Origin of the sequence: Thermomonospora curvata DSM 43183, assembly GCF_000024385.1 — a bacterium.
Classification (GTDB): domain Bacteria; phylum Actinomycetota; class Actinomycetes; order Streptosporangiales; family Streptosporangiaceae; genus Thermomonospora; species Thermomonospora curvata.
This window is the reverse complement of sequence record NC_013510.1, coordinates 5,189,612-5,201,982: the sequence shown is the minus strand read 5'-3', so window position 1 is coordinate 5,201,982 and position 12,371 is coordinate 5,189,612. Positions and strand designations below refer to the sequence as shown.

Below are 12,371 nucleotides of genomic sequence, written 5' to 3'. Positions count from 1 at the left end.
CGCATGTGCCTTGGCATTCCCGGGGAGATCGTGGAACTGCTCCCCGGCCGGGCCGACCTGGCCACGGTGGAGATCGCCGGAGTCCGGCGGGCCGTCAACATCGGCCTGCTGGGCACCGGCGGCCCCGGCGGCGTGCAAGTCGGCGACTGGGTGCTGGTCCACGTCGGATTCGCCATGTCGAAGATCGACCAGGACGAGGCCGCCGCCACGCTGAAGCTGCTGAAAGGCATGGGCGAGGCCTACACCGACGAACTGGACGCCCTCGCGGGCTCGGACATCACCTGAAGACCGGACGGTTGGAGAGGACCTGCATGCGGTTCATCGACGAGTACCGCGACGCCGACCGGGCCCGCGCACTGGCGGCACGGATCGCCGCGCTGTGCGAGCCCGGCCGCCACTACAAGTTCATGGAGGTCTGCGGCGGGCACACCCACACCATCTACAAGCACGGGTTAGAGGACTACCTGCCGGAATCGGTGCAGCTCGTGCACGGCCCCGGCTGCCCGGTGTGCGTGATCCCGATGGGCCGCGTGGACGACGCCATCGCCATCGCCCGCCACCCCGACGTCATCTTGACCTCGTTCGGCGACATGATGCGGGTGCCCGGCAGCCACGGCTCGTTCCTGGACGCCAAGGCGGCCGGCGCCGACATCCGGATGGTCTACTCGCCGCTGGACGCCCTCAAACTGGCCCGCCGCAACCCCGACCGCCGGGTGGTCTTCATGGCCGTCGGCTTTGAGACCACCGCCCCGTCCACCGCGGTGACCGTGCTGCGCGCCGCCGCCGAAGGGGTGCGCAACTTCTCGGTCTTCTGCAACCACGTGACGATCATCCCCGCGATCAAGGCCATCCTGGACTCGCCCGACCTGCGGCTGGACGGCTTCCTCGGCCCCGGTCACGTCTCCACCGTGATCGGCTGCCGCCCGTATGAGTTCATCGCCCGCGACTACGGCCGCCCGCTGGTGGTCGCCGGGTTCGAACCGCTGGATGTGCTGCAGGCGGTGCACATGCTGCTGGTGCAGCTCGCCGAGGGACGCGCCGAGGTGGACAACCAGTACACCCGGGTCGTCCCCTGGAACGGCAACCCGCGGGCGCTGCAGGCGATCAACCAGGTGATGGAGCTGCGCCCGCACTTCGAATGGCGCGGGTTGGGCTTCATCTCGCATTCGGCGCTGCGGCTGCGCGACGCCTACGCCGACTTCGACGCCGAACGGATCTTCCAGGTGCCCGGCGTCCGCGTCGCCGACCCCAAGTCCTGCCAGTGCGGCGAGGTCCTCAAGGGCGTGCTGCGCCCCTGGGAGTGCAAGGTCTTCGGCACCGCCTGCACCCCCGAAAACCCCATCGGCACCTGCATGGTCTCCTCCGAGGGGGCCTGCGCCGCCTACTACAACTTCGGCCGCTTCACCCGGCGGCGCACCAAGGAGGCCACCCACGCATGATCACTGAAGAGCAGGTCCTGGAACGCATCCGCCGCACCCGCGCCCGCCGCCCCCGCCTCCGCGACGAACGCATCACCCTGGCCCACGGCGCCGGCGGCAAAGCCACCCAATCCCTGGTGGAAAGCCTGTTCGTGGCCGCCTTCCGCAACCCGGCCCTGGAACGCCTGGACGACGGCGCCGTCCTCGACCTGCCCGCGGCCGCCTCCGGGACGAGCGGGCCGGCCCGCGCGGCGAGCGGCCCATCAGGCGAGACGGGCGCGGCCTGTGCGGACGAAATGAGCGACGCGGCGAGCACAGCCCTCGGGGACGAGACGGTCCTTGCCGATGGGACAGTCAATCCGGCACCCATGAGCCGTGCAGGTGAGCCGGGCAGCCCGACGGTCTTTGCGGACGACCCGGCAGCCACGGCCCGCATGAGCGACGCGATGGCGACGGCCGGGCCGCGGCTGGCGTTCACCACCGACTCCTATGTGGTCTCCCCGCTGTTCTTCCCCGGCGGCGACATCGGCGACCTGGCCGTCAACGGCACCGTCAACGACCTGGCCGTCTGCGGCGCCCGCCCGCTGTACCTGTCGGCCGGCTTCATCCTGGAAGAAGGCTTTGAGGTCGCCGACCTGCAACGGATCATCGCCTCCATGGCCGCCGCCGCCCAGCGCGCCGGCGTCCAGATCGTCACCGGCGACACCAAGGTCGTCGGCCGCGGCAAGGCCGACGGCTGCTACATCACCACCGCCGGCGTCGGCCTCCTGGACCGCCCCATCACCCTGGACGCCGCGACGGTCCGCCCCGGCGACGCCGTCCTGGTCTCCGGCCCGATCGGCGAACACGGCGTGACCATCATGCTGGCCCGCGGCGAACTGGACATCGAAGCCGACCTGACCTCCGACACCGCCCCCCTCAACGGCCTCACCGAGGCGCTGCTGAACGCGACCGCCGGCGTCCGTGTCCTCCGCGACGCCACCCGAGGCGGCGTCGCCACCGTCCTGAACGAGATCGCCCAGGCCTCCCAGACCGCCATCGTGGTGGACGAGGCCGCCGTCCCGATCCGCCCGGTGGTGGCCGGTGCCTGCGAACTGCTCGGCATCGACCCTCTCTATGTGGCCTGCGAGGGCCGCTTCGTCGCCATCGTGGACGGCGCCCACGCCGACAAGGCTTTAACGGTCTTGCAGACCCACCCTTTGGGCCGGGACGCCGCCATAATCGGCCACGTCCACGACGACCCGCCGAGCCTGGTCCTGGGCCGCACCGCCTTCGGCGGCACCCGCGTCATCGACACCCTGGTCGGCGACCCACTGCCGCGCATTTGCTGAGCAGAGTCGGCGGCCCGCCGGAGCTCATTCCGGTGGCGGAGCGCCTAGTGGGGCTTATCTGATTTTCAGGCGGCGTCCCAGTGCTTCTCCGCCTCGTACGTCCTGGCCGGCGTAGATGTAGACGTTCACTCGCTGGTTTTGTGCCAGTGGAGACAGGTCGGTTCCAGGCGCGATTCCTTCGATGCAAAGCTTCTTGAGGCGGGGGAGGGAGGCCAGCGGACGCAGATCGGTGACGCCCGCGCAGTCGGTCAGCAGCAACTCTTCCAAAGCGGGAAGGTCCTGCAGCGGGGTCAGGTCGGTGATGGGGTTCTTTGACAGGTTGAGGTGCCACAGCCGGGTTTGGCCGGACAGTGGGCGCAGGTCGCTCACTGAAGACCCAGCGATTCGCAGATCCCGGATTTCGATCTCGGCCAAGGGGCCGAGATCGTGGAGCCAGTCGCATTCGGTGAGAATGAGCTCATTCACATTCGGGGCGGCGGCGATAAGCGAGCCAAGGCCTTCTTGGAGATGTGAACTGCTGAGCCCGAGCGACGTCACCGTATCGAGCGGAGGGAGTTGCCGCAGGCTGCGCAGTGCCCGGCACCCGTACATGCTCAGTGTTCGCAACTCGGTGAATTGTAGGAGAGGCGAGTAGTCTGTGACGTCCTTGCAAGTGCCCAGCCAGATTCTTTCGAGCGAAGGCAACTTGTCTAGGAACTTGAGATCAGTGAATCCGAGGGTGTTGAGGAAGAGTTGATCAGCCTTCGGCAGTTCGGGCAGCCGGACCTTGCCCATGTGCGACTTTGGGGAGTAGATCACTATTCTGTGAATAGAGTCGGCGCATCCGGTAAGAGGGCTCAAATCGGTCGGCCCGTCCAGGAGCAGTGCCAGCGTGGCGGGAGAAGGGGCCTTGCTGAGCGCGGCGAGCTGAGCAGAAGAACACAGCGAGAGGTATCCGCCCGGTGACCTGTTCGCCAAGACGCGCTCGGCGTACTCGTCAGGATCGAAGTATTGCCATGCGATGCTGAGCTCTTCCTGAACCTCGAAGCGTTGGTCGGTGGCATAGCGAGCCAGGACATCGAGGGCTTGGGGGCCGTTGATCAGCCAGGCCGTGCGGACGGTCGCTATGGCTGCGCTCTCCGACAGCCCTTCCAGGGTCTTTGGCAGACGAGCCAGCACCGGTTCCCCAGCGGTGGCCAGTGAACGCGCCATGGCCGAGGTACGCGGCGGGACGAGCTCATCCAGGCACTGGTCGAGAGCGGCGCGCAGGTCATCGGGGACAGCGGGAAGGGTCTCCAGGCACGCCACCGCCAGCAGCTTGAGCCGCCGGGCCTGCCGTGGTTCGGTTCGCGCCCGGTCGAGGATGCCGGTGATCAGTTCCCGGCGCAGCGGCTCGTTGGCATGACCCGCGGCCATCACGACGGTTTCGCGCCACTGGTCGCGGTGAGCGTTGCGGATGAGCAGGTCCATGTCGCCAAGGTCGGCGGCCTGCTTGGCGGCCAGGTACTCCTGGACGGTGCGGTGCACGAAGTCGATCCGGCCGGGCACCGGCTCGCGCAGCACGCCGCTGCGTTCCAGCAGCGCCTCCAGCACCGCCTCCGCCCCGGCCCGGACCTGCGGCATCGTGGCCAGGCGGTCGGCGATCAACCGCTGGACCATCGGCTTGGGCAGCTCGACGCGGTTGCTGGTGGACAGGTGCCAGGCCAGGTCCTGCAGGATGCGGATCTTCTGATCGCGTTCTAGGGGGACGGCGCGGGCGCTGGGAACGTTGCGCTGGGCATCCCTGGTCTCCAGGAGCATGTCCAACGCCGCGGCGTACAGGCCCATCCGGTCGCGGGGCAGGGCCTGACGGTCGAGGTTGAGGGCGCACAGCATCGCCGCCAGCAGCGGGGTCGCGGCCAGGGTCCGCAGGTGCGGGGCCGACTCCAGCCGGGCCAGCAACCGGGCCTCGTGAGCGGGGAGCCGTTCGGGCGGGCACGGCAGGTCGGCGCAGTCGCGGACGGCCTCGTGCCAATGCCGGACCAGGGCGCGCAGGTCGGCCGGGCCGAGCGGCTCCAGGAAGACGGTGCCGAATCCCTCGGCGCGCAGCCAGCCCGCCGCGGCGGCCGCGGGCCGGGAGGTGACCACGATGCGGATGCTCGGGAACTGGGCGACGATCTGCTGCAGCCACTGGCGGACGGCCGGCCGCTGGGAGTCGGTCACCTCATCGACCCCATCGACCAGCAGCAGGGCTCGGCCGGACAACAGCCGCCGGTGCACCCACCCGCGCGGCATGAGGCCGCTCAAGTTGCCGGCCACATCGTCGAGGTATTCCTCGGGACGCGGCAGCGCCTGACCCGCATGGCTGCGCAGTTTGATCAGGAACGGCACATGCCCGTTGAGCTCGGACAGCTCCCCGGTGAAGCCGCCGCGGGCGGCGGTGATGGCGAGCCAGCGCAGCAGGGTGCTCTTGCCACCGCCGGCCTCGCCGCGGATGAGCACCCGCCGGTGGGCGCCCAGCGCCTGTTCCACACGGACGCTGCGGCCGTCGCGTTCGTCCGAACGCCAGTCGCTGATGGGGACCGCCTCGGCCCGGCGGGTGCGCGGCCGGTCTTCGGGGGAGGCGTTCAAGCTGATGTAGGCGACGCTCAAAGTGGTCTGCGGCCGGGTGAAGCGCTCGAACCGCACCCCGAACAGCTCCAAGCGGTCCAGGCTTTCGCTGATGAAGGCCAGGTAACGGCGGGTGAACTCCTCGTCGTTCTCCTCGCCCTCCGGAGCGGTCAGCGACCGCACCGGGAGGCGGGCCAGCGCCGCCTCCACCTGCTCGGTCATCCGCGACAGCCTGCTCAGCGTCTCGGCGAGCGCCCGTGGCTCGAACTGCGGCAGGTGGATGAGGATGCGCGCCAGGCACTCGCAGCACTCCTCCAGCACCACCTCATACAGCCGCGCCCCGGCCTCGCCGAGCTGGAACTCCGCCTCCCGTGCCGGCAGCGTGCGGCGCAGCCGCCGGGCCAGCTTCACCGGGTCCATGTCGTCGGCCAGCAGCGCCTCATCCGACAGGTCGGCGCGCTCCAGGGTGAGGACGACCTGGTGCAGCACGGCCTGGCGGTCCGCATCGTCCAGCCCGCCGAACTCCTGCCGGGCGAAGGTCAGCAGCCGCTCGGTCACCGCGTCGGCGACGGCCTCGAACTGCCGCTGGGTCTTCCGCCGCTTGATCTCGTCGGGAATCCCGGTCTTGATCAGCTCGACGAGATCCTTGGAGGCCGCCGCCCTGGCCGTCCGGCTCGCCAGCCACCGCCCGGCCACCAGCTGCGCCACCGCTCCCCCGACCCTCAGTGCGGCCCCCTCGACGGACACGGCACCCCCAATCCACTCGGAGGCACCAGTATCGCTGTAATCAGTCCTTTCGTATCGCCGGTGCTCTTTTTTGGGTTGGCGTTCTTCCTCTTTAAGGCCCTGGAGAATAGGGCGGACGAATAAGAGGACTTTTCGTCCTGATGCCCGGACTGATGAGAGACGGCGGACCCATCCGAGAGCAGACCAGGTGATGCTCCTTCTCACCCGCACCGGTCTGCTGTCTTGGGCCGGACTGGCCGCCAACCCCGGCCGAGGGAACAGACGGCCGCGTACAGGCTGCCGCGTCCGAGGTGCGCCGGACGGCCGGAAAGCCGCCTAGCATGGCGAGCTGTGATCACGGTGGCCACCTGGAACGTTCTGCATCGCGTCCATGCCGAGAATTGGGGCGCGGAGGCCATCCCCAAGTGCTGGCCGAAGGAGCCGGAGCGGATCGCGGCGATCACCGAGTGGCTGGCCGGCCGCACCGAGCAGGTCATAGCCCTGCAGGAGGTCAGCGGCGACCAGCTGGCCGACCTGCGCCGGGCCCTGCCCGGCCGGACCTTTCACACCCTGCGCTACCCGCGCGTCCCGGCCCCGCGTCAGGGCTCCTGCCCGCTGAGCGACCCGGGGGAGCACCTGGTGCTGATGGTGGATGGAACGAGCCAATTCCGCGGCGCCGAGTCCTTCGGCAACGACCCGGGCAAGGGAGTGCTCGCCGTCCAGGTCGCCGAGACGCTCGTGATCGCCACCCACCTGAGCGGTGATCGGCGCCGCGTCCCCCAGCTGGCCCGCCTGGCCGAACTGGCCGCCGCCCACCCGGAACGCCCGGTGCTCCTGCTGGGCGACTTCAACACCGACCGCGCCACCGTGGCCTCCGGCCTGGGCGAGGGCTTCACCGTCGCCGCCCTCCCGCCCGGCTCCCCGCCGACCCGCCTGCACCGCCCGCACGCCGAAACGCACACCGTGGACCACGTGGTGGTACGCGACGCCACCATCGTCGACACCGCAGTGGAAAGCTCCGACGACCTGTCAGATCACAATCTCGTCCGCGCCGCCATCTCCTTCCGCCCCTCATGAACACCGCTCGGACCTGCGGACGCGTCGCCGTCGGACGGCGCTGATCGTCCTTATTCGTTGCCGGCAGACTCAGGTCCCCGGGCACCGGCGGCAGGCGACCCGGGTCGTCTCGGCCACTGGACGGATCTCCTTGGGAGCTCAGGTGATGGGCTCGACAGGCTCGTGGCCGACGCCGGGTTCTCGGGTGGGTCGGCCGGTGAGCCAGGACAGGTTGCGCTGCTCTCAGCGGTGGCTTTGCGGGTGAGGTTGTGCGCCCGGTTGGCGGTGTCCGCGAGCTCCTCGAGGTCATCACCTCCGAGCTGGAGGCCGACACACCGCTGCTGCGGGTCATCGTCAAGCGGATCCCGCACACCGGCCGCCCCCACAGCCTCGGCGAGGCCGAACGCCGCCTGGCCGAGCCGGGCCGCGCCTATCTGGTCCACCACCTCGCCCCTGGCGGAGCTCCGGCCCCTGGTGTTCCCGTCCATCTGCGTCCGCATCGCCCTGGACCGTCCACCCGGCATCGGCCGCACCGCTCTGCTCGACCACGCCCTCCGGGTGATCACCACGTGGTACCGCGGCCACCGGTGACCGCCGCGAAGAGCCCCGTTGATAAGGCCAGGAAGCGGTTCAGGACGAGCCGATGCGGGCGGCGGCGATCACGGCCTGGCCCAGGCTGATGCCGCCGTCGTTGGGCGGGACGCGCGAGTGCACCAGGACGCGGAACTCCAGGCGTTCCAGGCCGGTGACGACCCGCTCCAGCAGGGTCATGTTCTGGAAGACGCCGCCGGACAGGGCCACGGTGCGCAGCCCGGTGCGGTCGCGCAGCAGCTGGACGGCGTGGATGAGGGCGCGGGCCAGGCCGTTGTGGAAGCGGGCGGCGATACGGCCGTGGCCGACCCGGTTGGCCAGGTCGCCCACGGTGGCGCGGACCAGGTCGCCACCGCGGATGATCAGGGGCGGGCCGTCCTGGACGGTCACCGCATAGCCGCCGGTCTCATGGGGGTCCACCCGGCGTTCCAGCTCGATGGCGGCCTGGCCCTCGTAGCTGATGGCGTCCCGGCCGCACAAGATGGCGGCCACCGCGTCGAACAGCCGGCCCGCGCTGGAGGTGAGAGGGGCGTTGGTGCCGGTGCGCGCCAGCGACACCATCGCCGCCCACCGCTCGGCGTTGCGCCGCACCACCGCCAGGTCCGGCACGTCGTCCCCGTAGAGGGCGTCCAGGTAGGCCGCGGCCATCCGCCACGGCTCGCGGATCGCCGCCGTCCCGCCCGGCATCGGCACGGTCTCCAGATGCCCGGCCCGTTCGAAGTCCACCAGGTCGGCGATGAGCAGCTCACCGCCCCACAGCGTGCCGTCCGGGCCGTAGCCCAGGCCGTCCAGCGCCACCCCGATCACCGGGCCGGTCGCGCCGTTGTCGGCCAGGCAGGAGGCGATGTGCGCGTGGTGGTGCTGCACGGCCACCGGCTCGGCGTCGCAGTTTTCCAGGGCGTACTTGGTCGACAGGTATTCGGGGTGCAGGTCGTGCGCCACCACCTGCGGGCGGACGTCCAGCAGCCGGCAGAAATGCTCGATGCCCTCGGTGAACGACCGCAAGGTGGCGTAGTTCTCCAGGTCGCCGATGTGGTGGGAGACGAACGCGTGCGGCCCCTTGCCCACGCAGAAGGTGTTCTTCAGCTCCGCCCCGCAGGCCAGCACCGGACGCGGGAACGGCCGCTTCACCGGGATCGGCGCCGGCACGTACCCGCGGGAGCGGCGCACCGGCAGCACCCGCCCCCGGAACAGCCGCACCACCGAGTCGTCGGTGCGGACCTGGATGGGCCGGTCGTGCACCAGGAAGGCGTCGGCGACCGGCGCCAGGCGCTGCAGGGCGTCCTCATCCCGGTAGGCGATCGGCTCGTCCGACAGGTTGCCGCTGGTCAGCACGAACGGCCGGCCCAGCCGCCGGGCCAGCAGGTGGTGCAGGGGGGTGTAGGGCAGCATCACCCCCAGCTCCCGGGCGCCGGGCGCCACCGACTCGGCCACCGGGGCGTCCACCCGGCGGGGCAGCAGCACGATGGGACGGGCCGGCCCGGTCAGCGCCCGCTCGGCGCCTTCTTCCAGCCGCACCAGGGTGCGCGCCGCCGCCAGATCGGCCGCCATGATCGCGAACGGCTTGTCCTCGCGGTGCTTGCGGGCCCGTAACGCCGCCACCGCCCGTTCCAGGTCGGCGCGGACGGCCAGGTGGTAGCCGCCCAAACCCTTGATCGCCAGGATCTTGCCGTCGTGCAGCCGGCGGGCCGCGGCGACGATCGGGTCCCCCGCCAGCTGCCGTCCCGCGGCGTCCACCAGCCGCAGCGTCGGCCCGCACGCCGGGCAGCACACCGGCTGGGCGTGGAAGCGCCGGTCGGCGGGGTCGGCGTACTCGCGGGCGCAGTCGGCGCACATGGCGAAGCCGGCCATGGTGGTCCGGCACCGGTCGTAGGGGACGTCCCGGACGATGGTGAAACGCGGCCCGCAGTCGGTGCAGTTGGTGAACGGGTAGCGGTAGCGGCGGGCGGACGGGTCGGCGATCTCCGCCAGGCATGCGGCGCAGGTCGCGGTGTCGGCGGCCACCAGCGCCTGCGGCCATCCCGCGGTTTCGGGCGCCTGCTGCTTGGGGACGGCGGGCTGCGGGCCGGGGAGGCTGTCGATGATCCGAAAACCCCGCTCCCCGGTCGGCGCGGTGCGCTCGCTGGTGATCCGCTCGACCACGGCCAGCGGCGGCGGCTGGTGGGCCAGCGCGGCGGCGAACTCCGCCAGCGCCGGGGCCGACCCCTCGGCCTCGACGATCACCCCGCGGGTGTCGTTGCCGACGAACCCGGCCAGGCCGTACTTGCCGGCCAGCCCGTAGACGAACGGGCGGAAGCCGACGCCCTGCACCACGCCCTCGACGCGGATCCGCATCCGCACCAGGTCCTTCGGGTCGGTCAACATGCCGCCGCCCCGCCCTCCAGCGCCCGCTGAACCAGCTCCCACAGCACGTGCACCAGCGTCGACTGGGCCTCCTGGATGCGGTGCACCGACGCCGACGGCACCACGAACAGGTGCTCCACCGCCTGGGCCCGGGCCATCTCACCGCCGTCGTAGCCGGCCAGGCCGACGGTCACCAACCCCCGCCGGGACGCCTCGGCCAGCGCGTTCAGCACATTGGCCGACCCGCCGCTGGTGGACAGCGCCACCGCCACATCCCCCGGCCGGCCGAGCGCGGCCACCTGGCGGGCCAGGGCCACCTCAAAGCCCACGTCGTTGGACAGCGCGGTGACGGCGGCCACGTCCTGCGACAGCGACAGCGCCGGCAGCGGGCGGGCCGGCGGGGGCGGGCTCATGAACAGCCGCGCCAGGGACTGGGCGTCGGTGCTGCTGCCGCCGTTGCCGAACGCCAGCAGCCGCCCGCCCGCCCGGAACGCCGCGGCCAGCCGCCCGGCGCAGGCCGCCAGCGCCTCGGCGTGCGAGCCGGCCAGCGCCCGGCGCAGCGCGACGATCTCCAGCGCTTTTTCAGCGGTCGAACGGCGCAGATCCGCCGCGACGTCCGCGCCGTCGCCGTCCCCGTAGAGGAAGGGGTAGAGGGTTTCGACCCCGTCCGTCTTCGTCATGACGCCCGCTCCGTCACCGCGATGGCCTCCTTGGCATGAACCAGCACCACATCGCCCGGCCGCACCTCGACCAGCGCCACGCTGACCTCCTGCGGCCCGGCCGCGGTGTCCACCACGGCCAGGTCGTCGTCCAGCAGGCGCCGCACCCGCGCCGCGACGGCCGCATCCGAGCAGGTCAGGCAGACCCCGTCCGGGCAGTCGCTCACCGTCGCCCCTCCGCGGCCGGCGAGGGGGCGCGTTCGAGGAACACCTGCACCAGCTCCCACAGCAGGTGGTAGGTCGTCACCTGCACTTCTTTGACGGTGCACGGGTCGCCGGAGCGGGCGAGCAGGCGGTGCTCCACCGCCTGCTCGGCTCCGATCGGCCCGCCGTCCCCGCCCACCAGCGCCACGGTGAGCGCCCCCAGGGCGGCGGCGGTCCGCAGGCCGTGCAGCACGCTCGCGCAGCGGCCGTCGGGGGACAGGCCGAGCGCGATGTCGCCGGCGGAGGCCAGCAGCCGAAGCTGGGCGGCGAACACCTCCTGCGGCCCGGCCGTGCCGGCGATCGCGCCCAGCGTGGCCGGGTCGGCGGCCAGCGAGACGGCCGGCAGGGCGCGCTTGCCGACGATCACCGGGTGGACGAACTCGATCGCCACATGCTGGGCGTCGGGCGCCGCCCCGCCTTCGCCGAACACCAGCAGCCTGCCGCCGTCCCGAAAGCGCCGGGCCATGTCCTCGGCGGCCCGCACCACCGCGTCCGCCTCGTCGGCGAGGGCGCGCCCCGCTTCCTCCCGCCGCGCGAACGCCTCCCGCACCAGGCTTGCCGCCGGCTCCATCACGCCCCCCTTTCCACCGCGTTCATGGCCGCACGATCACCGGTGAGCGGCCGCCGGACCGGGCCGGACCGCCGTTGAGCGGAGCCGGGAGGGAAGCTTGCGAAACTTTGCCCCACCGCCCCAGGCAGCGTTCGAGCACCTGGCCGAGCCGCGCCAGCCGTCCCATCCACGACTCCAGCTCGGCAGCCCCGTCCGGGGTCAGCTCATAGCGCCGCCGGGCCGGCCCGGAGTCGGACGGCACCCACGACGAGGCCACCAGCCGCTTGCGCTCCAGCCCCCGCAGCACCCGGTACACGTGGGCGGGCTCCACATCCTCCGCCCCCAGCCCTTCCAGCCGTTCGATCAGCTCGTATCCGTGCCCCGGACGCTCGAAGATCAGCAACAGCAGAAAGGGACGCAACAGACCACGTACCTCACTGCCTTCCATGCACCTTCCCCCGTCCGCTCCCCGTGAGATGGGAACAGATCTTCCCCTCTCCCCCCGCCCCGACACCCACCCCCTGCACAGCCCTCCCTCCCACCCCTGCCGTCTTTTTCCGCACCTTTGGCCCACCACGCCCACCAGGTCATGTGTCGGTGCGGGCTGCCTCTACCGGGGGAGCACCGGACCCGGCGGGAGCACCGCGACCCATAGGACTCGGAGCAACGGGGGCGAGCCCTTCAACGCGCGACCTCAGGCGCGAGGGAGGCAGCCGCGGCAAAGCTTGGGGCCGCGTTGCTCCACATCACCGCATACTCGTGTCGCTCGCGCTACTGAGGGCGGGGCGGTCAGCACGTCCACCGCTTCGTGCCCATACCGTTTGGTGGGGTCTGCACCGGCTCCCGCCCTGGCTCTTGGGCATGG

10 protein-coding genes are annotated in these 12,371 nt (G+C 71.4%); 4 read left to right on the top strand and 6 right to left on the bottom strand.

Translation table 11 applies throughout. The features are described from left to right. The first annotated feature begins 3 nt into the window (after positions 1–3). Genes TCUR_RS22550 through hypE form a run of 3 tightly spaced genes read left to right on the top strand, consistent with a single transcriptional unit; the run spans position 4 to position 2,749 of the window. The gene (locus tag TCUR_RS22550) at positions 4–285 is read left to right on the top strand and encodes a HypC/HybG/HupF family hydrogenase formation chaperone (RefSeq protein ID WP_012854892.1); all 282 of its coding nucleotides are present in this window, start codon (positions 4–6) and stop codon (positions 283–285) included. 26 nt (positions 286–311) lie between these two features. After that, complete coding sequence (hypD, locus tag TCUR_RS22545; protein WP_012854891.1) at positions 312–1,439, top strand: hydrogenase formation protein HypD; 1,128 nt, start codon at positions 312–314, stop codon at positions 1,437–1,439. After that, positions 1,436–2,749, top strand: a complete 1,314-nt coding sequence (hypE, locus tag TCUR_RS22540; protein WP_012854890.1) for a hydrogenase expression/formation protein HypE — start codon at positions 1,436–1,438, stop codon at positions 2,747–2,749. The genes hypD and hypE overlap by 4 nt, the downstream gene beginning before the upstream one ends. Positions 2,750–2,803: 54 nt before the next feature. Here hypE and TCUR_RS27235 read toward each other — a convergent pair whose 3' ends face one another. Next, on the bottom strand, positions 2,804–6,064 hold the full coding sequence (locus TCUR_RS27235; RefSeq protein ID WP_012854889.1) for an NACHT domain-containing protein: 3,261 nt from the start codon (positions 6,062–6,064) through the stop codon (positions 2,804–2,806). Between the two features lie 330 nt (positions 6,065–6,394). Here TCUR_RS27235 and TCUR_RS22530 point away from each other — a divergent pair, with 330 nt between their 5' ends. After that, on the top strand, positions 6,395–7,120 hold the full coding sequence (locus TCUR_RS22530) for an endonuclease/exonuclease/phosphatase family protein (protein WP_041440274.1): 726 nt from the start codon (positions 6,395–6,397) through the stop codon (positions 7,118–7,120). 609 nt (positions 7,121–7,729) lie between these two features. Here TCUR_RS22530 and hypF read toward each other — a convergent pair. The 5 genes from hypF to TCUR_RS22505 are packed head-to-tail and all read right to left on the bottom strand — an operon-like array spanning position 7,730 to position 11,954. Beyond that, positions 7,730–10,054: a carbamoyltransferase HypF gene (gene hypF / locus TCUR_RS22525; protein WP_012854887.1), complete on the bottom strand. Its 2,325-nt coding sequence runs from the start codon at positions 10,052–10,054 to the stop codon at positions 7,730–7,732. Next, positions 10,048–10,713 (bottom strand): D-sedoheptulose-7-phosphate isomerase, encoded by a 666-nt coding sequence (locus tag TCUR_RS22520; protein ID WP_012854886.1) that lies wholly within the window; start codon positions 10,711–10,713, stop codon positions 10,048–10,050. The genes hypF and TCUR_RS22520 overlap by 7 nt, the downstream gene beginning before the upstream one ends. Beyond that, entirely contained in the window at positions 10,710–10,919 is a 210-nt protein-coding gene (locus TCUR_RS22515; protein ID WP_012854885.1) for a HypC/HybG/HupF family hydrogenase formation chaperone, read from the bottom strand. Before TCUR_RS22515 ends, TCUR_RS22520 begins: the two co-directional genes overlap by 4 nt. After that, a complete protein-coding gene (locus TCUR_RS22510; RefSeq protein WP_012854884.1) occupies positions 10,916–11,527 on the bottom strand; it encodes a D-sedoheptulose-7-phosphate isomerase in 612 nt (203 codons plus the stop codon). The genes TCUR_RS22515 and TCUR_RS22510 overlap by 4 nt, the downstream gene beginning before the upstream one ends. Before the next feature lie 22 nt (positions 11,528–11,549). Further along, positions 11,550–11,954: a PadR family transcriptional regulator gene (locus tag TCUR_RS22505; protein WP_012854883.1), complete on the bottom strand. Its 405-nt coding sequence runs from the start codon at positions 11,952–11,954 to the stop codon at positions 11,550–11,552. Positions 11,955–12,371 lie beyond the last annotated feature (417 nt).